The organism is Achromobacter insuavis (genome assembly GCF_902859645.1).
GTDB classification, from domain to species: Bacteria; Pseudomonadota; Gammaproteobacteria; order Burkholderiales; family Burkholderiaceae_B; genus Achromobacter; species Achromobacter insuavis.
On sequence record NZ_CADIJR010000042.1, the window covers coordinates 20,983 to 42,030 of the forward strand.

Genomic DNA, 21,048 nt, shown 5'->3' on the forward strand with positions numbered 1-21,048 from the left:
GTTGACAATTCCCGGCCGCGCTGTGTGAATGGCGCCGCGCCCAATCCTACGCACGCTTACCGAATGACCATGACGCCCTCACGGAAAGAACAGCGCCCGTCCGCGCGGCGCATTCTCGCGGATGTTGCTCCCCTCAGCCATGATCAACGCTACAAACGCATGGTGGCGCTCGGTCGTGAATCCCTCACGAGTGCGCCTCTGGCTGAAGACCTGCGGTCATTGGCGCAATCGGAGGTCCACTACGAGCGGCTGTTGGCGTTGATGTCGGTCAGTGGCTCCCATGCGACGGATCTGATCGTCACGATGCTCGCCGATCCGTCGCCCATGCTGGCATTGCGTGCCGCCCGGCTGGCGGCGCGTGTCGTGCCCGACGAGCTGCTGGTCCGGTTGATGCCGGACATGACGAAGGCGTGCCGCCGGGATCTTTCCAGCCAGCTCTGGCGAGCCGGGCGCGGACAGGTGAACGATGCCGTCTACCCGACACTTGACGGTGCGGCGCGCCGCCATCTTCTGCCGTGGACGACCGATGCGTTCATCCGCGGCAATCTGGACGCGGAGCTGCTGGCCGCGCTCGAGGCGCCGCAGTGGGCGGCATTGGCGCAGCGCTTGCCGGGATTCGTGCGCGACCAGCTGGTGCAGGCGCTGGAGACGTCCGGCAATCCTTCCTACGTGTTGCGGCTTGCCGTCCGAGCTTCGCTCTATCGCATGTTGCGCAGCGACCGGGCGGCTGGGTTGAGCCTGTTGCGCGTGGCGGTTACCCGACTCCCGGTGAGTGATCTTCCCCTGACGCGCTATGCCTCCTTCTTCCCGAAGGAAATCGGCGCCATTGTCGAAGGCCTGGGAAGCAGGCAGCGCATTCCCTTCACGCCGCGAGCCTTGCGGCGCCTGGACGCGCCCGCGCTGTGCAGGCTGTTGTCGGTCGACGCGCTGCCCAATTTGCAGGCGGTCTTCCCGCAGCTGCGCGCAAGCCAGCGGGACGCGCTTTACCGCCATGGCGGCGAAGCCTGGCGCCGGGACAGCGGGGCCTTGCCGTTTGAGTTCGTGCGGGAGCTGTCCAGCGCCGCCCGGCAGGCCGAAGCGCGCCATGCGTTTTCGCTGCGGCTGCTGGCTGCCGAGCCGATGATCCGCTTGCCGTATCTATCCTGCCTGCCGTTTCAGGAAGCGCTGGCCCTGGCCCAGCCTTTCCTGTCGCAGCCTGATGGCGAATTGCGCGCGCAGGCCGTGGCGGCGGTGGTGGGGGCAGGGAGATACGAGGCATCCAGCTTGTCCGCCATCCTGGACTTCTGCCGGGCCCGTGAAAACGAGCAAGACCCGGTGCGGCTTGCCATGCTGACCGCCCTGGCGGCGCTGCCGCCTTCGCGTTGGGAAACCCGGCATCTGCCCGGGTTCTCCGCGCTGATCGATGCCGCGCTGCGTGCCAGGGACTGCTCGCACCAGACCATGCTGGCGGCCACGCAATGGTTGATGGCCATCATCGCCACCCATGCCGCTTTCGTCGTCGAGACGCTGCCTCGCCTGGTCGAGCGCATGGGCAGCATGGGAAATCTCCGCTACGGGTATTGGGAATCCCGTATGAGCGACAACGAATTGCTTGAGATCGCCCCGCATCTGATGGGGTTGCTCCAGACATGGATCCGGCGCGATCGCGGCCAGATTGCGCTGCAACTGGTCTTGGGCTTCGGATGTCGCGCCAAAGCCGTGGATCTGTTCGTCGACATGCTGGCCGGCCTGACCCGGGACAAGCGTGGCCATGTGGCGCGTTCGGGGCTGGAGACGCTGGTGAGGCTCGGACTCAGCAAACGGGTCGCCGAGTTGGTCCCCCAATTGGTGGGAGACGATCCGAGCTGGATCCAGGTTTCGGCGGTTTCCTCGCATCTGCATGTGCGCAGGCAGGACCTGCTGACGCCGTTCCTGAGCGCCCGCGTCTACAAGGGGCGGTTTCCGAGCGGCAAGGCGGCGTTTCTTCCCGCCTATGACAGCGGCTTCTCCCGGTGGACGGCCGCCCAGCAACAATGCTATGCCGGCGAACTGCTCGATATCCTCACGAGCCCGCAACGCAACGCCTGGGAACTCTACGGTTGCGTCCAGCGATACGCGGCCATGCCGTCCATCGATCTGGCGCCGCTCTTCGACTTCGCGCGGCTGGACGCGCCTGACCAGGGACTGCGTGACAAGACGCTGGAAGTGCTCGGGCGCGCCGATGCGGGACGCGGCGTGGCAGCGCTGATGCAGGCATTGGATGACGGCCGGGCCCGCATCGCCATCTATGCCTTGCGTCGATCCCTGATGAACCTGCCCCCCGCGCGGGTCTTGGACCTGCTCGACCGCGTGCCGCGCGGCAAGATCACCGTGGCCAAGGAGATCATTCGGCTCGCTGGCGATCTGAGGACGGACGGCGCCTTCGCATTCCTGACCCGGATCGAAGCTGAACCCAGGCTGCATCCGGATGTGGTGATCGCCTTGATGCGGGCGTACTGGAACTTCCTTGATCGCCCTGAGGTCTGGCAGCGATTGCACGCCGCCGCCCGCAACGAGCAGCCTGCGCTCGCGCGCGCAACCATCCGTATTCCGCCGGTGGGTCTTGCCCCGGACGGCCAGCGCGCATTGAGCAGGCATCTTGCATTGCTGCTTGGACATCCCGACGCGCAAATCCGCAAGGAAACCCTGGAAAGACTGATCGCGATGCCGCCGGGGGAAGGCGAGCCGACGCTGTACCAAGCGCTGGCCGCGCGGCTCGATGACGTCGATGTCGCGCTGGTTGAACTGGCGGCGCGCGCGCTGCTGGGTATCTATGCGGGCAGCTTGCCGCGGGAGCTGGCAGGCGGTTTCGCCGGCTTGACGCGGGCGCAGTCATTGGCTGCCGTTGTCGATGCGTATCTGTGGCAGTTGCACCGTGGCCAGCTGGAACTGGCCGCGTCGGCGAACCTGCTGGTCGAGGCCCTGCTGGCCAGGCGCTGGCATCCGGGGCTGGCGCTGCGGCTCGCATTCTCGGTATTGAGTCCGGAGGCCGCGTTGACGACCGCGCGGCAATTCGATTCTTCGGAATTGCTGCATCCCGGCGTCGTCGGGGATGTCCTGGATTCGCTTGCAGAGACGGCGGCTGGTGCGCGCCCGGATCAACTCATCCAGGTCGAAGCATTGCTGGGGGCCGAGGGCAATGCCCGCATGCGGCGGATCGGCCTGGGCTTGCTGCGCGAAATGTCGACCCGGATTGGCTGGACGGAAGACATGCGCCAGCGGCTGGGGGTCTATCGGAATGACAAGGATGGCTGGGTTTCCGACGCGGCCGACCTGATTACGTATCCGGATGAGGTTTCCGAATGAAGCGATTCCTCGTCGCCCATGATTACGGCATGGGATCCCTGTGGTGGTGGATAGAGGCGCCTTCGGAAGCGGCGATCGTCCAGACCTATGCCGAAGTTGTGGTTGTCGACCAGACCGAGGTGGATCCGGGGAGGTTTACGGACATTCCGTCGATTCGCATCGGCGATCCCGCTCCCGCGGGCCTTGACGACCTGCAAGCGCAGCGCCGCCTCCAGCGCGCCAATCCGAAATTCGGCGCGCTGGTCGGGCGAGGCAACGTCTACATCAAGCAGGAATTTCCTGAAGATCAGGAGACCTATTTCGTCGAGTACGACGAAAAGGGGTATCGCACGCGCCAGGTCGTTGTGTCGGCCAGTGGCGACGCGGAAAGCACGGGTCCCGAGGATTGGTGTTTCAATCCGCCGGAAGACTTGTGGGACCCGGAACTTGCCGAGCGTGAAACCACGCGGGAGGCGTTCGAGTCTTGGTGGGCACGCGCTCGCGCGGCTGGGCGTCTTGCGCCGTGACGACTTTCGCCGGAATGCTCAAGGAGATGTCCATGGCCGTGAGAAAGGACCAGAAGGCGTGAGCATGGACGGATTTGCGTTAGTCGCCGACATGGCTGCCTTCTAGAACCGCCTCTCCAGCATCAGGCTGACCTCGGTCCGGTCCCGCGCATACATGGGCAGATTGCTGGTGATCTTGAGGTAACTGAGGTTCAGCTTCGGCTCCAACCCGGCGATCTTGAAGTCCGGCGTCCAGACCGAGGCGTCCACGCGCAGCTCATGATCGCGCCGCCGCTGGTTCAGGAACAGGGCATAGGGCGCCTCATACGCCTGTCTGCCATAGCGGGCGCTCAAGCGCGTGCCCAACATTTGCCCGAAGGTCTTGACCACGCCCAGCTGCGCCCAGGGAAAGCGATAGGTGTATTCGCCCGCCGCCACCGCCTCGCGCTGCAGCCCGACGCTGGCGTAAGCCAACAGCGCGGGCGAGAACACGCGGATCGCCGTCAGCGACAGCACGTCCAGATGGCCGTCATAGGCGGCATAGGCCCGGTCGTCATAGCCGCGCTTGAGCCACAGCCAGGCCCCCATCAACTGCCACCCCGGCGTTGGCCGCCACCCGTACTCCAGGCTCAAGCCGCGGTTGTGGCTATAGCGCCGGCTGCCCATCCAGCTGCGGCCCGCCTGGGGCGTCGCGGCAAACCAGCGCGTGGCATCCTGCCACTTGTAGCCGCCGCGCAAGGTCAGGGAGCGGTCGCTGTAGTCGCGTTGCACGCGATACGCGGTGCCGTCGATATCCGCGCCCAGCGTGTAGTAGTGATGCCCGCCGAGATTGCGTTCGACATTGGCGCTGCCACTGTATTTCAACCCCCAATCCGCCTTGGGCAACGCGTCGCGGCCCTTCGCGAACGGCACCCACAAGGGACCTTGCCGTGTCGCGACCGGCAGGTACAGCATCGGGTCGCGGTTGGCCGAATTGACGTTGTTGCTGTAGACCGTGCCCGCGCCCAGACGGAAATTCCAGCGGCGCTGCTGCGCCAATGCCTGACGGTAAAGCATGACGCTGCGCTGCGCCGCCGGCTCCAGCGACCCCAGCCGCAGGTCGGCCAGCTCGGCGTCGGACTGCGCGAATTGGCGATCCTCCATCAGCATGGTGGCCAGTTCCAGCCGCACGTAGCCCAGGTCGGGATGCTGCGCCACCAGCCGGCGGTACAACGCGATGGCCTCGGCCAGCCGCCCGTCGTGGCGCAGCAGCGCGCCATGCACGTAGTCGCGCAGGATCGGATCGACGCCGGCCATCCAGGGGTAGAAGCGCATCACCCGGCGCAGGGTGCTCCAGTCCTCTTGCAGCATCGCCTGGTTGAGGATGCGTTCGGTCAGCCTGAGGTCGTGGGCCAGGTCCTGGTCGGTCAGTTCGACGGGCGGCTGGGCCGGTTGGGTGGGCGGGCGGTGCGTGATGGCGGGCGTGGGGCGAGGGGGAGGGGGGAGCGTCGGGGTGTCCGGCTCCAGGGGGCGGACGGGAGCCGGCAGGACGGCGGGTGACGGCGTGGCGGGTTGGGCCTGGAGCGTAAGCGAATAGCTCGTGACCAGCAGGCTGATGACGATTGCGGTGAACAGTGAATGACGGCGAGAGGGGTCGGACGAGAGAGGGTGCGGCACGGGCCTCCCGGATGCGGCGGCTTGAATAGGCAAAAGGACTGCAGGGGAATCCCTGCAGTCCGTGATGGGAGCGATCGCAATTCAGCAACGGCGGTATCAAATAGAAGTGCGACTGAAGTGATATCTATTCAATATTGAAACGTCGCCTGTTGGATCTTTCCGTGATGGTTACTGTTTTGCGCCGATGACAGCGACGGAGCCGATGCGCTCCGGCAGCCCTTCGATGGAGCCGGCAATCTCGGCACCCTGCGGGCCGAAGAGAGTCAGGCTGTAGGTTGGGTTGCTCGTCGGACCTTTGATGGCGTTCCATGCCGCAGGATTACTGACGTCAGCATTGGTGATGGTGACATCGCCATCGAATACCAGGCCGTTGCTGGTAGTGGCCAGCGCGGTGGGGTCCAACTTGCCGTTGGTGATATCGAAGAAGATGTCCATGCCAGTCGATGACTGCGATGCCGGAATCTTGAGTTCGTTCAATGAGAACGACCCTTGACCCGTAGCAGTACTCGGTCCGGTTACTGCCACCTGATAGTCGAACATGCCGCGCGGGAAGTTGCTGAAAGTCACGCCGGCATAGCTGTAGGTACCATTTACAAGCGTGCCAGGCATGGTCTGTTCTCCGACGACGCTCTTTACGAAGTGGCGCGCTTCAGTGCCTCGCGAGAGATTGACCACCGCTGCCGAGTAGTTCTGGCGATAGACGCGGTAGACAACGGGCGCCCGGGCCGACGCCGAGCCATCGTTGGAAGTCAGGCTCAAGTCATCGTTGTGGCCCTGGCCACCCTTGCCGTTCTTGCCATACAGCGTGAAAGGCTGCAAATCCTTCAGGTCGAACAGGTCGGCGACGCTGGTGCCGGCCTGGCCCGGTACCGTTACGGCGGTCGATGGGCCGTAGGTCTGGCCGTTGTAGTTGAACGATCCGAGATAGGACACTTCCGGATCCTGATTACTGGGTTCGTTGAGGTCCAGTTGATTCCAACCGGCAAAGGCGGTGCTGGCAAAACCCAACGCCAGCAACGCGCTGGAGAGGTGGCTGAGCGTGCGCATAGACATGATGACGTTCCTTGATAGAAAGGGTGAACAAGCCTCGCGGGAAAAATTGATCGGTTCAGAGGCTTGATGCCAAGTCCGGCGAGATTGACCCGCCGGGTGTCCGTGTGCGATTGGTTTCGGACGGTGGCAATGAAGAAGACACGCTGCCCACCCCTAAAGGGCAAAGCGAAACGGCATAGCCGCACCGGTATCGCCGAAGATCGGACGCACTCCTGGTCGAGAGTGGCTCCCTGCGGGGTTTGCCCGTTGAACCGTCACAGGCGATAACCCAGCGTCAAAAGCGCATTGCGCGGCGCGCCCGAAATGAAGGATCTTTCGTGTTGGTAGTAGACCTTGTCGAACAGGTTATTGATGTTCAACTGCATGCTGAAGCGCTTGTCAATCTGGTAGCGCGCCATCAGATCGACCACATAGTAGGGGTTCTGATGCATCAGATAGTCTTGGCTCCGGGCAGTGATGTTCACGGGAATCCACGTGGACTGTGTGCGGCTCTGCCAGCGAACGCCCGCGCCCACCGTGAGCCGCTTGATGCGGTAGGTCGTAAATAGCTTGAGGGATTTTTCGGGTGCGCGATAACTATTGGTGTAATCGTCGCGGGCTGCGAGCAGCACTTCACCTGCCTTCAGGGGAGGCGGGATCTGCTTTTGTTTTACATAGCCCGCCGACACGTTCCAGTTAGGCGTGATGGCGCCCGTAACATTGAATTCCCAGCCATAGACTCTCCAGCCGTCGTTATCGGTGCCAGAAGCCGCAGGGTCATTGGTCTGGTGAGGAAAGTCCTTCTGTCGCATTCTGAAGTACGACGCAGCCACATTGAGCCTATCGTCGAAGAACGCGCCTTTGACGCCTCCCTCCTCGGTGATCGAACGCACCGGGGGAAGATAATCGCCGGTCATAATGTTGGTTCCGCCATTTTCATCCGGATAGCGGATATAGGACGTGGCATAGCTGCCATAGGCATTGATCTGAGGCGTTAACTCGACGATCAAGCCTGCGTACGGCAGGAATTTCGGACGCATTGTGGGATTGCTTTTGTTGGGCAGGAAGGTCCAGCCTGGCCCGCAATTTCCTTCGAGGCAGTCGGTCTCGACATGGTCTGCTTCCGTATCCTTGGCCCAGCGGCCACCCATGATCAGATGCACGCGATCAATCGGGCGCAGGTGGCTGGAAAAATAATATCCAGTCTGCCGTGCTTTCGTCGTGTAGCGCTCGCGGGCGGTGTACATGTCCTGTCCCAAATCCTCCCAGGTCTCGGGAGGGCGGTTGGTCCAATCCGCGATAGGGGCGGCATTGGTAGGAAAAAGAGCACGACAGCCGCGACGGGGATTGCACCTATCAAATGAAAGGGTGGAAGAATCGGATGTGCCAGTGCTGGCGTATCCGCCATAGACCATGTGGTGCAGGTTGTAGGCATTGGCCCCGAAGACAAACTCTTGCCGTCTTCCCAGTAGCTCGATACTGCCTTTCAAATGCACGTCAATGGCATTGATGATGTTCTCTTGATTGTCGCGTTTCGCAACGTAGCTGGCGACTCCTGCCTGGGGTAGGTAAAAGCGGGTGCCCATTTCCCCATAGAGTTTGTCGTCCGTGTTGCTGGCATAGTTGTAGCTTGCCTTGAGAGACCAGTCATCGTTGAAATCATGGTCCCAGGTCAGGAAGAGATTGGTGTAGTTGCGATGCGTATGCGACCAAGGCGTGGCGTTGTTGAAGCTGCGTGGGATGCCCGTGGTGGGAAACACGGTGACGCCTTTTGGCACATCGCGCAGGCCTTCCGGCAGATCTTTCGGTACCCGGCTGTTAAACACTTCCGAAAACCGCGCCAAGCCATGCGGCGAGGCGCCATCGAGTTTGAAATCGAATTGCGTTACTCCCGCGGTGATTCGATTGTTTTCGGTCACATCCAGCTGGCCGATCAGCGATACCGCGCTTCGGTCACTCTTGACCCGTTCGACCCAGTGATTGCCTTTTTGTGCGGCGGCCGCGATTCGCACGCGCAACCTGTCATTGATCGGCGTGGAGAGGTCCAGCTCGGCGCGGCGATTGTTCCAGCTGCCGTATTTCAGGTTCGCCGACAGGTGACGATCCAGATAGGGATGTTTGCGCACGAAGTTCAGACTGGCCGAAGCGTCGCCTTCGCCGCCGGTCAGGCTGGTGGAGCCACGAATCACGTCGATACGTTCATATAGAAAGGAATCCTGCATGCCGATGTCGCCATTCGACGAGCCGGACAGGATATAGCTGCTGGCCATGACTCCGTCCATCTGCACCGATCTGACAGGAAAGGTGCGCGAGTAGACCGGTTGGCTGCCAGCGCCTTCAACGCCAGCGGTCACCAACGTGATGCCTGGAGTCTGGTCAAGCACCTCGCTCAGCGTCAACAACCCCTGATCCTGAATCTGCTGCGCCGTGAACGTGGTGATGCTCTGCGGCGTTTCCTTCGGCGCCAGGTCTAGCTTGGTGGCGCTGGACGTGCTGCTGACGGTGTAGCCCCGGTTGGGCGCGTCGCCTTCGCGGTAGCCGCTGACGGTGACGGCGTTCAGCTGGGTCACATCGGTGGCGTCCGAGCCTGCCGCCTTCGGCAAGCCGCGCAGCATGTAGCGCCCCGGCGCACGCGCCACCGCTTCGAATCCGCTGCCTTGCAGGATGCGGCGGAAACCCGCCTCCACCTCAAAACTTCCCCGCAACCCGGCGGATTCCTTTCCCGCGAGCAGCGAGGCGTCGAACGACAGGCTGACGTCGACCGCCTGCGCGTACTGGTTCAGCACCGTGGTCAGCGGACCGGCCGGGATGTCGACCTGCAAGGTGCTGGCGGTGAGGCCTGCCGACGGCGTTTGCGCCTGGGTGGCGCGCAGCGGCGTGAAGGCGGCCAACAGGCATATGAGCGTGAGATTCAGCGTGAACTGGCGCGCGCCCGGCGCGGCATGGTGCGAGGAACGGCCAGGCGCGCAGGCCGGCGAAGCGGAGGAGTGATCGTGCATGGACATATCGCGGCAGAGTGATTGAACGGGAAGCGAGGCCATGGCCGGAACCGGTTCGGTTCGCGTCCATGGCGAGCGCCATCGTCATTGAGGACACGCGACGTGCTACGAAAGTGCAAATGCGATTGAAAAAAATACTTATGTGATCTTTTTGCGCTTGACCCGTGGCGTCAGGCACGAGGCCGCCTCCTGCGCCACCGCCCCGGCTACGCTCCTGGGCGCGCCAGCACCGTCACCCAGTAGCGCGTATGCCGCCGCACCTGCACAGGGAAACTGTCCGAGATTGCTTCCAGCGCCTCGTCGGTGTCCCGCAATGAGAAGACCCCGGAGACCTTCAGATCGGCCACCGCCGGATCGCACCGCAGGATGCCGGGCCGATAACGCGCCAGTTCGGCGACGACCTCGGCCAGTGGCCGATCCTCCACCACCAGGCGGCCGTGCAGCCAAGCCTGCGCATCCACGGACGCGGCGCCCACCGGCCCCGCGCCGTTGGCATCGAACGACACCGCCTGACCGGCGCGCAGCAGCACCGCAGGGATGCGGATCGACGGGTGATCCTGCGTCTGGCCGGGCAGGATGGTGGCCGACTGTTGCAACACCTGCACCCGCGTGTCGCGGGTATCCAGCCGCACCGTGAAGCGGGCCTCCTGCGGCAGGATGTCGCCATGCGGCGTGCTGACGACGAAAGGGCGCGGCATGGCCCGCGAGGTCTGGTCCTGATGGACCTGCATCAGGATCTCGCCGGCACGCAGCACCACCCGACGCCGCGCATCGCTGAAATCCAGCGTCACGCGGGTGGCGGTGTTCAGATAGAGCTGCGAGCCGTCGTCCAGTTGGAATTGGCGCAGCTCGCCGGTCGCGGTCTGCCAGGTGCCCGGCTCCCCTGACCGCATGACGCCATAGGCGCCGGTGGCCAGCAGGCCCATCCCCATCAACGACAGCAGGCTGCGGCGCTGTGCGCGCCGGCGCGCGGACGGGGTGAGCACGGCCGTGGCGACATTGGCCGGCACGCGGCTGAAGGCGCACCGCATCTTCTGCAGCCGTTCCCAGGCCTGGCGATGCGTGGGGCTGGCGTCGAGCCAGGCCTGCCAGTCAACGCGATCGCGCGGCGTCGCGTCCTCTGCCATGAGGCAGGCAAACCAGCGGGCGGCTTCGTGTACGGCCGATTCCTCGGCGGACGACGGCGGGCGGGACTCGGCCATGCAAACTGCCCGGGGATCAGAAGGCCGCCAGGCAGCAGTGCGCCATGGCGCGCGCGATGTAGTTCTTCACCGTGCGCAGCGAGACATTCAAGTTCAAGGCGATCTGCGTGTAGGGCAACCCCTGGAACTGCGACAGCACCAGTGCCTGCCGCACCTTCGGGTCGAGGCCGTCGAGCATGCGATCGAACTCGAACAACGCCTCGCGCACCAGCGCCTGGGTTTCGAGGGAAGGCACGTGCTGCGGCGGCAGGGTGGCCAGGACTTCGAGATAGGCGATTTCCAGCGCCTGCCGCCGGTAGAAATTGGCCACCAGCCGTCCGGCCACGGTAGCCAGATAGGCGCGCGGTTCGCGCAGGGGGGAGGTGTCGATATGGAGGGGAGTGGCGGCGCACAGCACGCGGACGAAAGTGTCCTGGGTCAGATCGTCGGCGTCTTCGGCGCGGCGGACTTTAGTGCGAAGCCAGTTGCGCAGCCAACCGTGATGCTCGCGGTATAGGCCACCGACCTGGTGGGCGGTGGGGGCGAGGCACTTTTTCATGGGGTGGGGACGGCGGGGGTGAAGTGCGAATGGGAATTGGTTTGTTTTTATAGTCGATGGGGTGGGGGGATGGGCGGGGGGTGGGGGAAATCGGGTTTGTCTGACGCCGGAGGCGGACTGGCGCGGTTACGAAAAGTCTATTGCTGGTCTTCGAAGATATTTCGAAACCAGCCACTGGCTTTGATGTCAGTTGTCTCGCACTTAAGTTCTCCAATTATCAGCCGATACAAGAATATAGATAAAGTTCTAATAGAGTAAGAGAGGCGATGATGAGACCGGTGAGAATTTTGACTCAGTCTGGCACGGTGGCAAACGTGATCATTCAGCAGCTCCAGACATGTCAACGAGCCTGGATAGCCGTGGCTTGGGCTACGGAGAATGAAGTTTTTTATGAGTTGCTAAAACAAGAGAGAAAACTTGAGGTCGTAGTAATTGGCACGCACGGGTCTCTTACCGCGCCAAGCTGTATAGAGCGGTTGGCGACATGCAATTGGGTCTCATTTCGTAGCGCGAAGGGTCCGCTCTTTCATCCGAAGCTTTACCTGTTCGAGCATGGTGACCGATACACGGCGATCGTGGGCAGTCATAACATGACGCGAGGAGCTTTTCAAAACAATATAGAGCTCAGTACCGCCTCTGAGTTCGAAAAAAACGATCCTACCGTCCTGGCTCTCCGCCAGTTTGTCGAACAGTCAGCGAAAGGGCCGTGCATCACCCCTACGGCCGCATTCATCAGTCACTATCGAGCGAGCCATCGCGCTGCGCAAAGTCAGCGGAAAACAATCGACGAACTCTATCAAGCCGAACCAGACCGCATGGAAGAAAAGGTGCGAACTGATGCGCCTATTCATATGGAATGGGATGATTGGCTGGCCAAGGTGAATGCCGCACCGAATAATGGCTGTTCTCGCCGGCTCGATATGTTGGATCAAGTGCAGACGTTGCTGAGGCAACCCGGCGGATTCTTGAAGTTGTCCATTGAAGATCGAAAGCGAATTGCCGGTACGACTACAGCACGGCCTAAACAAGCTGACGACATAGACTGGCATTTTTTTGGGGCCATGACTTCTGCGCATCGTTTCGGTCATTCGTACGCCCACTTAATAGAAAAGGAAAATCCCATCGAAGTGGCGTCTGCGCTAGACCTCATTCCGGCTGAATTTCCTCCGACACGGGAGAACTGGTTGGAATATTGGGCAGCGCTGGAACGCGCCGCAGGAGATGAGGGGGGGATTGGCATCGTTGGAGCGACACGGTTGGCCTGCTTGAAGAGACCGGACTATTTCGTGCCTATTTCGAGCACTAATGTCACGAGGCTGTCGGAGCAGCTTGGCGTGCCAAAGGAAGCGCTGAAGGATGCCAGGGATTACTGGGATACGGTGGTCGAGACGATACTGCTTACCCCATGGTGGAATGAGGAACGTCCCGCGGGTTTGGAACAAGCGAGGCTTTGGCGCGCTAGATCAGCGATGTTGGACGCCATTGTGTACGCAGGAAACTCCGTGTAGTTTTCATATATTCCATGGCTGCTTTTTTTGTTCCGGTAGTTAACGCGAATGTGTTATCTATGCAGTTGGTCCGGTGGGGAAGCACAAAGCGCTGCAGATTGTGTTCTTGCTGATACAGTTGGCAACCCAAAGAACACTGTCAAAAATCTTCTACGGAAGTGCGGTCATCCGCTTTGATCAAAACTATCGCAAGGTTGTTGTCCACGAGCGAGCAGTTCTGAGCAGGCCGAGAGACCCGTCCACGGGGATCAGTTGGAATCCGATCTCCATAGACCTTTTCTACGTAAAGCAGCCGCTTTGGCCTTCCGCGTATCGCGCGGAATTTTGGATCATTGGCAATTTCCTCGATCAGGCCTTCAAGGGCTTGGGCTGTGGCTTGCTGCCTGCTCGCTTGTATCAGATGGCGTCGTTCGCATGCCAAGATGATCGCGTCTGATAAATCATTGGCCCAATCGCTTGTAATCCAGCAAATCCTGTTCAATCCGCCTACGGCGTACGTAGCAAGAACCGAACAAGTGGTGCCTGCGTAGTGCGCACACCCAGCGAGTTGCTCGCTCAGTTGTTCTGCCACATCCGCGGGGGATGGCCAAACCGATTGAGGGTCATCCTCGAATGAGGCATCCCAGCCTTCACTAATCATTACAGAACGGATAAACGCGTCTGGATCGTACTGGCGGGCTTGCACAAACACCGTTGGCGGTTTCTCCCTTGCGAGTACAGTGAAAAACGCGGACTCATTCAGATCGAGATAGCAGGAGTCCAGAATCCGATGTATGCCAGCATGCACCACGAGCGATCCGCCTTCTTGGCAGGAAGCTTCAAGGCGATCTAATACCGTGATGGGAGATTCTGATGCGGTCATCATGAATGGAAGCGGTTATAGATTATCGGAATATAGCCTCGGAGCCCTCTTTCCCACCACCGTGACCTGAACCGGTCGCTTCAGGCTTACGGGGCATGGACGTGACGGCAGGGCGCCACCCCATCGCCCCAAAAAAAAGCCGCGTTCCCCAACCCAGGAAACGCGGCCTCATTCACCAGGACCGACAACCCCCCGCCGGTCCCGCCCCTTCAATGCATCTGCCCATACTTCCCGGCATTGAAATCCTGGATCGCCTCGACGATCTCCGCCTGTGAATTCATCACAAACGGCCCATATCCCACCACGGGCTCGTCGATCGGCTCACCGCTCAACACCAGGAACACGGCGTCGTTGTTGGCTTCGACCGTGATCTCGTCACCGTCCTGCGCGAACAGCGTCAGCTGCGCGTCGCGCGCCACTGCTTCGCCGTTGACCAGCACCGTGCCGCGCAGCATCACGAGCATGCTGTTGCGGCCCGCCGGGATCGCGAAGGTCGCGGTCTTGCCGGCGGACAGGCGCACGTCCCACACGTCGATCGGCGTGAAGGTGCGGGCTGGGCCGGTCTGGCCGCCGTAGCCGCCGGCGATGACGCGCAGCGAGCCGGCATCGTCGGGCAGCGACACCACCGGGATCTCCGCATTCAGCAGGCTCTGGTAGCCGGCGGGGGCCTTCTTGTCCTTGGCCGGCAGGTTGACCCACAGCTGCACCATCTCCAGCTCGCCGCCCTTGCGGGTGAACGCGGGGGAGTGGAACTCTTCATGCAGGATGCCCGAGGCGGCCGTCATCCACTGGACGTCGCCGGGCCCGATGACGCCGCCGTTGCCGGTGGAGTCACGGTGCTCGACCTCGCCGCTGTAGACGATGGTCACGGTCTCGAAGCCGCGGTGCGGATGCTGGCCGACGCCGCGCGGTTGCGTGGCCGGCGCGAATTGCGCCGGGCCGGCGTAGTCCAGGAGCAGGAACGGGCTGACGTTCTTGCCCTTGTCGTTGTACGAGAACATCGAGCGCACCGGAAAGCCGTCGCCCACCCAGTGGGGACGCGGGCTGGCATGCACACCCAGAATCTTCTTCATGATCGTCATTCCTGTTGCGCGGCCCCTGCGGGGCCGTTGGTCATACCTATCAAGATAAGGGCGCGGGGCCGCTTTCGGTAGTCCCCGCGATTGATAAGCACTGTTCCATGAATAGGACACTACAGGGAGGTGAGATTCAAATTGGTTCCAGTTTGCGAGGCGGCGAGACAACCGGCATCAGTTCCGGCGCGTCGTTCCTTGGCTTGTTCGTCCTGATATCCGCGGCTGCCGCCCGAGCCTGCCGCGGCCGCCTGCAGGTGGGCCCCTGGCTCGCAGCAGAAGCGATGCGTCGACCCCGGGGTATTCTTGCGCCATGCCACGACAATCCGATATCGCTGACCCCGGGCAGTCCTCCCACGTCCAGGGCTTTGCCCCGGTCGCCGCCGCCGACGCCCGCATCCTGGTGCTGGGCTCCATGCCCGGCGTCGCGTCGCTCAGGCAGGCGCGCTATTACGCCCATCCCCGCAACGCCTTCTGGCCGATCGCCGCCCAGGTCCTGGGCTTCGACGCCGCCGCCGACTACCCCGCGCGCCTGCAAGCCCTGCAACAGGCCGGCGTCGCCCTCTGGGATGTGCTACAGGCCTGCGAGCGCCCAGGCAGCCTGGACGCCGACATCCGCGCCGACACCTTGGTCCCCAACGACTTCGCCGCCTTTCTCCAGGCCCATCCGCGCCTGATCCGCATCTGCTTCAACGGGGGCAAGGCCGCCGCGCTGTTTCGGCGCCATGTCCTGCCGGGGCTGCCGGGCCTGGCGCTGCAATACGTCGACCTGCCTTCCACCAGTCCGGCTCATGCCGCCGCGTCGTTCGAGAAGAAGCTGGCCGTCTGGCGCGAGGCTTTGACGCCGCCCGGTTGCGCGCGCGGCGATTGATGCGGGGGGCTGCCGGCCGGGCGGTGGCCGCGCGGGGGCTTCTTGTTCAGGGGGCGGCGGGTTCTACCGCGCGTGCGCCGTCCGGGGTTGCCGCCGTGCCAGGTGCCCGGTCGAGCTGTTGCCGGGCCTCGTCCAGTCCGGTCTGGATCTGGGCACGGACGGGGTCGTCGGGTTCGACCCGGGTCAGCAGGCGCTCCCAGTAACCGATGGCCGCCGGGTAGTCGTGGCGGAAGAATGCGCTGGTGCCGGCCAGGGCCAGGCCTTTCACGTCATCGGGCGCGCGCGCCAGCACGCGGCCGATCAGCCGGTCGGGTTCGCCGGTGAAATCGCCGTTCGCGGCGGTGGCCAGGATGTCGGCCCAGTCGGCCAGCACCGTGGGGTCGTCCGGCGCGTTGGCGCCGATGCGCTGCCAGGTCGCCGCGCCGCCGGCAAAATCCTCCAGGGTCAGGTAGGTGTTGGCCAGCATGGTCCAGCCGGCGGGGGCGGCGGGGTTGGCTTCGAGGCGCTGGATCAGGCCGGCCAGCAGATCGGTCATCTGGCCGGGGGCGTCATGATCCGCGCTGGCGGTGACCATGGGATCGCCGCCGGCCGTGATGCCGGCGGGGTTGCCCAGCGCGCCGTACAGGGCGGCGGTAATCAAGGGCAGCAGCAGCGCGATGGCCGCGGCCCAGCGCCGCGCGGGCCGCGCATCGACGGCGGTGGCGGTGGCGCGGCCTTCCTGTAGCGCGCGCCGTTCCAGCTCGGCGCAGGCCAGGGCGTAGTCGGCCGCTGCGATGCGGCCGCCGGCGTGGTCGGCCCGCAGTTGCGCCCATTGTTCCCGCAGGACCCGCAATGATGCCTGCGCCTGGCGTGGCGCCTCGGGGGGGGATGGGGCGCCCGATCCCAGCAGGGGCGGCAGGACAAAGAGCAGGGCGAGCAGGACCAGGGCGGCCGCCATGATGAGAAACAGCGTCAAGGTTGGCCCTCCCGATGACGGCAATCGACCCGCGGCGCGGCCTCATCGGCCAGCAGGGCCCTGGCCTCGGCGGCGTCGGTCTGGCCCAAGGGGGGCTCGGCATGGCGCGCATGGCGTCGCAAGCGCCACAGCAGGCCGCCCAGCGCCGCGGCCAGCAACAGCCCGGGGCCGGTCCAGAGCAGGGCGGTGCTGGCCTTGAGCGGCGGATCGTAGAGCACGAAGTCGCCATAGCGGGACACCAGGAACTGGCGCACCTGCGCCTCGCTGCGGCCTGCCAGGAAAAGCTCGCGCACTTCCCGGCGTAGATCGCGCGCCAGCGGTGCGCGCGAATCGGCCAGGGATTCGTTCTGGCACACCAGGCAGCGCAGGTCCCGGGTGAAGGCCTGGACGCGAGCCTCCAGCGCCGGGTCCGGCGCGGCGGCGGGGGCTTCGTTGGCCGCCTGGGCGCCGAAGGCCAGGGTCAGCGCCAGCGCGGTCGCCCAGGCGCGGGCGCGGTGGCGTGCCGGACTGGACCGGCGGGACGGTGCTGCGCGCAGGCCGGGGCGCAGTGAAAAGGCGCGATCAGCGTTCATCCCGCGCCTCCCGCGCCCGCGGCATCAGGATGGTGTCAAGCACCTCCTGGGTGACGGGGCCGATATGCTTGTAGCGGATGATGCCGTTGGCGTCGATCAGGAAGGTCTCGGGCACGCCGTAGACGCCGTAGTCGATGCCGACCCTGCCGTCAGGGTCGGCCACCGAGACGTCGTAGGGGGTGCCCAACCGGGCCAGCCAGGCGCGCGCGTCGGCGGCGTCGTCCTTGTAGTCGAGGCCGATGATGGGGATGCGGCCGTCGCGCGCGGCGCGCAGCAGCACGGCATGTTCGGCGCGGCAGGCGACGCACCAGCTGGCCCAGACGTTGAACAGCCACACCTTGCCGCGCATGTCGTCCAGGCCGAAGTGGCGCTCCGGCGCATCCAGCCGCGCCAGGCGGAATGGCGGCGCGGGCTGCGCGATGAGGGGCGATGGCAGTTCACGCGGATCGCGGCCCAGGCCCATGGCGAGAAAGCCGGCCAGCCCCAGGAACAGCAGGAAAGGGATGAGGAACCTGAGCTTCATGGCGCGCCCGCCGTGCCCGCGTCCGGGACCGCCCGGGCGGCGCCGCCAACGTCCCGTTGCGCCAGTTTGCGGTAGCGCCGGTCGCTGGCCGCGCACAGGCCGCCCAGGATCATCAGGCCGCAGCCGGCCCAGATCCAGCTGATGAACGGCTTGTGGAAGAGATTGACGATCCAGCTGCCGTCGGGCAGCGGTTCGCCCAGGGCGGTGTACACGTCGCGCAGCGGGCCGACGTCGATGGCCGATTGCGTCATCGGCATGGCGTGCGCCACGTAGGTGCGCGTTTCGGGCCGCAGGGTCGCGACGTGGCGGCCGTTGCGCGCGACCTCGAGCGTGGCGCGCGCCGCGACCCAGTTGGGGCCTTGTTCCTGCCGCACGCCGTCGAAAGTAAAGGTGTATCCGGCCAATTGCGCGGTCTGCCCGGGCAGCATCTTCACGTCCAGGCTGGACTGGAAACTGTTGACCATGGTGACGCCGATGACGAACACGCCCAGGCCGAGATGGGCCAGCCACATGCCCCACCAGGCCGCGGGAATGCCGCGCAGGCGCGTCGCCAGCGCGGCTCGGGCGCCGCTGGCGAGGCGGTCCCTGAGCAGTTGCGCGCTGCCCAGGACGAGCCAGGCCGCCAGGAACAGGCCCAGGCAGGTGCGCCAGGTGAAATGCCCGAGTCCGCCCGCCAGGCCCATCGCCATCAAGACGCTCGCCAGCAGTGTGGGCCCCAGGCGCCGCGCCAGCCGTTGCCCGGTATCTGCCTTCCAGCGCACGAAGGTGCCCAGCACGACCAGCGCCAGCACCGGCGTCATCAAGGGCACGAACGTCGAGTCGAAGTAGGGCGGACCGACCGAGATCTTGCCCAGGTCCAGCGCGTCCAGGAACAGCGGATACAGGGTGCCCAGCAGCACCGCGGCGCAGGCGACCGCCAGCAGCGCGTTGTTGGCCAGCAAGGCGGCGTCGCGTGATATCAGCTGGAAGCTGCCGCCGCCCTGCAGCCTTGGCGCGCGCCAGGCGAACAGGATCAGCGACGCGCCGATCACCGCGACCAGCAGGCACAGGATGAACAGGCCGCGCGCCGGATCGGTGGCAAAGGCGTGCACCGAGGTGACCACGCCGGAACGGACCAGGAAGGTGCCCAGCAACGACAGCGAGAAGGCGCCGATGGCCAGCAGCACGGTCCAGCTGCGGAACGCCCCGCGCTTTTCGGTCACGGCGAGTGAATGGATCAGGGCGGTGCCCAGCAGCCACGGCATGAACGAGGCGTTTTCCACCGGGTCCCAGAACCACCAGCCGCCCCAGCCCAGTTCGTAGTAGGCCCAGCTCGATCCGACCGCGATCCCCGCCGTCAGCAGGACCCAGGCGGCCACGGTCCAGGGCCGCGACCAGCGCGCCCAGGCCGCGTCCAGGCGACCCGTGAGCAAGGCGGCGATGGCGAAGGCAAAGGCGACGCTGAAGCCGACGTAGCCCAGGTACAGCAGGGGCGGGTGGATGATCATGCCCGGGTCCTGCAGCATCGGGTTCAGGTCGTTGCCCTGGGCGGGCGCGGGCAGCAGTCGTTCGAAGGGGTTGGAGGTCAGCAGCGTGAAGGCGATGAAGCCGGCGCTGACGCAGCCCATGATGCCGAGCACCCGCGCCATGAAGGCCTCGGGCAGGTGGCGGCTGAACCGCGTGACCGCCGCCGTCCATAGCGACAGCGAGACGATCCACAACAGCATGGACCCTTCGTGGTTGCCCCAGACGCCGGTGATGCGGTAGATCAGCGGGGTCTGGGTGTGCGAGTTGGCGGCGACCAGCCGCACCGAGAAATCATTGCCGATGAACAGCAGGTTCAGGCAGGCATAGGACAGCAGGATGAAGAGCAACTGCCCGCGCGCGGCGGCGCGGCCGACCGCCATCAGCGCGGCGCGGCCGCGCCAGGCGCCATACAGGGGCGGGATGGCCTGGACCAGCGCCAGGGCGAACGCGATCATCAGCGAGAAATGGCCCAGTTCCGCAATCATCGCTGTAGCGTCTTTTCGGCGTCGTGGGCGCGGTCGAGGGCATGTTGCGCCTCGACCGGGGTGTAGTTTTCGTCGTGGCGGGCGAGCACGCTGGTGGCGACGAACACCCCGTCGCCGCCCAGCATGCCCTGGGCCACCACGCCCTTGCCTTCCTGGAACAGGTCGGGCAAGGACCCGCGGTAGGTCACGGACACGCTGCGGGCGGTGTCGGTGATGACGAAGCGGACGGTCAGGCCATCGGCCTGGCGCCGCAGCGATCCGGCCTGCACCAGGCCGCCGATGCGCAGCAGCCGTTCGCGCGGGGCCTCGCCGCGGGCGATCTCGCTGGGGGTATGGAAGAACACCAGGTTCTGGCGCATCGCCGTCAGCATCAGGGCGACGGCCGACGCCAGCAGCGCCAGCGCCCCGAGCAGCAGGAACAGGCGTTTGCGGCGCGTGGGCATCAAAGCGGTTCCCCGGGGGCGCGGCGGGCGCGATGGCGCGCGGCGATGCGGCGGATCGCGCGGCGGCGGCGCCGCGCCAGCGCCACGCACTCGGCCAGCGCCAGCAGGGCCAGTGCGCCGTAGCTGCCCCAGACGAAGGCGCCGCTGCCGCCCATGTGCCAGAACGCGGCCCAGGATTCCCATTGCATCAGGCCGCTCCTTGCTTGAGGGCGCGCGCGTCCTTGCTGTCCGGGATGCCGCGCGGCTCGATCAGGTCCCGGACCCAGCCGGCGTGGCAGTCCCGCTCCAGGATCAAGGTGCGCGCGCGCATCAGCGCGATGGCCGCCGTGTAGGCCCAGGCGGCGAGCGTCATGAGCAGCATGGCGACCAGCATGGTGGTCGCCATCGAGGGCGCCCGGGTCAGGCTGACCGAAGCGCCCTGGTGCAGCGTGTTCCACCACGTCACCGAGAAGTAGATGACGGGAACGTTGATGGCGCCGACCAGGGCGAGCAGGGCCCCGGCGCGGTCGCCGCGGCGCGGATCGGCATGCAGGGCGGTGAGCGCCAGGTAGCCCAGGTACAGGAAGAACAGCAGCAGTTGCGAGGTCAGGCGGGCATCCCAGACCCAGTAGGCGCCCCAGGCCGGCCGTCCCCACAACGCGCCGCTCCAGAGCGCCACGAAGCAGAACATCGCGCCGGTGGGCGCCAGGGCGCGGGCCATGATGAAGGACAGGCGGGTCTGCAGGATCAGGCCGAGCGCCGACCAGAAGGCCATCAACAGATAGACGAACATGGACATCCAGGCGGCGGCCACATGGATGAAGATGATGCGGTAGACCTCGCCCTGGGTCGCATCGGTGGGCGCGACGAAAAAGCCGGTCCAGCACGCCGCCAGGCCGAACAGGGCGGCCAGGGCCGCGCACCAGGGGATGAGCCTGCCCGCCAGCGGATAGAAGACCTGCGGCGCGGCGAATCGCAGCAGGCGCGCGGGTCGGCGCGGCGGGGCGGGAAGGTCGGGGGGCGGTCTGTGCATCT

18 protein-coding genes are annotated in these 21,048 nt (G+C 64.8%); 4 read left to right on the plus strand and 14 right to left on the minus strand.

Annotation, left to right across the window (positions count from 1 at the left end):
* The first annotated feature begins 63 nt into the window (after positions 1–63).
* Both H0523_RS19965 and H0523_RS19970 read left to right on the plus strand, forming a co-directional pair.
* On the plus strand, positions 64–3,324 hold the full coding sequence (locus H0523_RS19965; RefSeq protein ID WP_156350150.1) for a hypothetical protein: 3,261 nt from the start codon (positions 64–66) through the stop codon (positions 3,322–3,324).
* Positions 3,321–3,830, plus strand: coding sequence for a hypothetical protein (locus H0523_RS19970; protein WP_054432223.1), 510 nt, complete (start codon positions 3,321–3,323; stop codon positions 3,828–3,830). Before H0523_RS19965 ends, H0523_RS19970 begins: the two co-directional genes overlap by 4 nt.
* Positions 3,831–3,932: 102 nt before the next feature.
* Here the strand turns inward: H0523_RS19970 and H0523_RS19975 are convergent, their stop codons facing one another.
* From H0523_RS19975 to H0523_RS19995, 5 genes are all read right to left on the minus strand, one after another.
* A complete protein-coding gene (locus tag H0523_RS19975; protein WP_231689906.1) occupies positions 3,933–5,465 on the minus strand; it encodes a surface lipoprotein assembly modifier in 1,533 nt (510 codons plus the stop codon).
* Positions 5,466–5,633: 168 nt separating this feature from the next.
* Positions 5,634–6,518 (minus strand): hypothetical protein, encoded by an 885-nt coding sequence (locus H0523_RS19980; RefSeq protein ID WP_231689905.1) that lies wholly within the window; start codon positions 6,516–6,518, stop codon positions 5,634–5,636.
* Positions 6,519–6,772: 254 nt separating this feature from the next.
* Positions 6,773–9,496 (minus strand): TonB-dependent siderophore receptor, encoded by a 2,724-nt coding sequence (locus H0523_RS19985; protein ID WP_231689904.1) that lies wholly within the window; start codon positions 9,494–9,496, stop codon positions 6,773–6,775.
* A gap of 206 nt (positions 9,497–9,702) precedes the next feature.
* Positions 9,703–10,698, minus strand: a complete 996-nt coding sequence (locus H0523_RS19990; protein ID WP_054432222.1) for a FecR domain-containing protein — start codon at positions 10,696–10,698, stop codon at positions 9,703–9,705.
* Between the two features lie 16 nt (positions 10,699–10,714).
* Positions 10,715–11,236, minus strand: a complete 522-nt coding sequence (locus H0523_RS19995) for a sigma-70 family RNA polymerase sigma factor (protein ID WP_054460912.1) — start codon at positions 11,234–11,236, stop codon at positions 10,715–10,717.
* A gap of 266 nt (positions 11,237–11,502) precedes the next feature.
* On the opposite strand from H0523_RS19995, the gene H0523_RS20000 reads away from it, so the two are divergent.
* Positions 11,503–12,744, plus strand: coding sequence for a phospholipase D-like domain-containing protein (locus tag H0523_RS20000; protein ID WP_156350148.1), 1,242 nt, complete (start codon positions 11,503–11,505; stop codon positions 12,742–12,744).
* Between the two features lie 139 nt (positions 12,745–12,883).
* Here the strand turns inward: H0523_RS20000 and H0523_RS20005 are convergent, their stop codons facing one another.
* Together H0523_RS20005 and H0523_RS20010 are read right to left on the minus strand one after the other, a co-directional pair.
* Complete coding sequence (locus H0523_RS20005) at positions 12,884–13,609, minus strand: hypothetical protein (protein ID WP_156350146.1); 726 nt, start codon at positions 13,607–13,609, stop codon at positions 12,884–12,886.
* A 206-nt stretch (positions 13,610–13,815) separates the two neighbouring features.
* On the minus strand, positions 13,816–14,679 hold the full coding sequence (locus H0523_RS20010; protein WP_054432219.1) for a pirin family protein: 864 nt from the start codon (positions 14,677–14,679) through the stop codon (positions 13,816–13,818).
* Between the two features lie 313 nt (positions 14,680–14,992).
* Between H0523_RS20010 and H0523_RS20015 the strand changes: the two genes are divergently transcribed.
* Complete coding sequence (locus H0523_RS20015) at positions 14,993–15,550, plus strand: DNA-deoxyinosine glycosylase (protein WP_082404562.1); 558 nt, start codon at positions 14,993–14,995, stop codon at positions 15,548–15,550.
* A 46-nt stretch (positions 15,551–15,596) separates the two neighbouring features.
* Here the strand turns inward: H0523_RS20015 and ccmI are convergent, their stop codons facing one another.
* From ccmI to ccmC, 7 genes are read right to left on the minus strand one after another with little or no spacing between them, the layout of a single operon-like run.
* Positions 15,597–16,505 carry a c-type cytochrome biogenesis protein CcmI gene (ccmI, locus tag H0523_RS20020; protein WP_054432218.1) on the minus strand — a complete coding sequence of 303 codons (909 nt, stop codon included), beginning with the start codon at positions 16,503–16,505 and terminating at the stop codon, positions 15,597–15,599.
* Positions 16,502–17,077, minus strand: coding sequence for a cytochrome c-type biogenesis protein (locus H0523_RS20025; RefSeq protein ID WP_082385668.1), 576 nt, complete (start codon positions 17,075–17,077; stop codon positions 16,502–16,504). Before H0523_RS20025 ends, ccmI begins: the two co-directional genes overlap by 4 nt.
* Positions 17,067–17,600 (minus strand): DsbE family thiol:disulfide interchange protein, encoded by a 534-nt coding sequence (locus tag H0523_RS20030; RefSeq protein ID WP_054432217.1) that lies wholly within the window; start codon positions 17,598–17,600, stop codon positions 17,067–17,069. The genes H0523_RS20025 and H0523_RS20030 overlap by 11 nt, the downstream gene beginning before the upstream one ends.
* Positions 17,597–19,591, minus strand: a complete 1,995-nt coding sequence (locus H0523_RS20035; RefSeq protein WP_054432216.1) for a heme lyase CcmF/NrfE family subunit — start codon at positions 19,589–19,591, stop codon at positions 17,597–17,599. The genes H0523_RS20030 and H0523_RS20035 overlap by 4 nt, the downstream gene beginning before the upstream one ends.
* Complete coding sequence (ccmE, locus tag H0523_RS20040) at positions 19,588–20,034, minus strand: cytochrome c maturation protein CcmE (protein ID WP_054432215.1); 447 nt, start codon at positions 20,032–20,034, stop codon at positions 19,588–19,590. Before ccmE ends, H0523_RS20035 begins: the two co-directional genes overlap by 4 nt.
* Complete coding sequence (gene ccmD, locus H0523_RS20045) at positions 20,034–20,222, minus strand: heme exporter protein CcmD (protein ID WP_054432214.1); 189 nt, start codon at positions 20,220–20,222, stop codon at positions 20,034–20,036. The genes ccmE and ccmD overlap by 1 nt, the downstream gene beginning before the upstream one ends.
* Positions 20,222–21,046, minus strand: a complete 825-nt coding sequence (ccmC, locus tag H0523_RS20050) for a heme ABC transporter permease CcmC (RefSeq protein WP_054432264.1) — start codon at positions 21,044–21,046, stop codon at positions 20,222–20,224. Before ccmC ends, ccmD begins: the two co-directional genes overlap by 1 nt.
* Positions 21,047–21,048 lie beyond the last annotated feature (2 nt).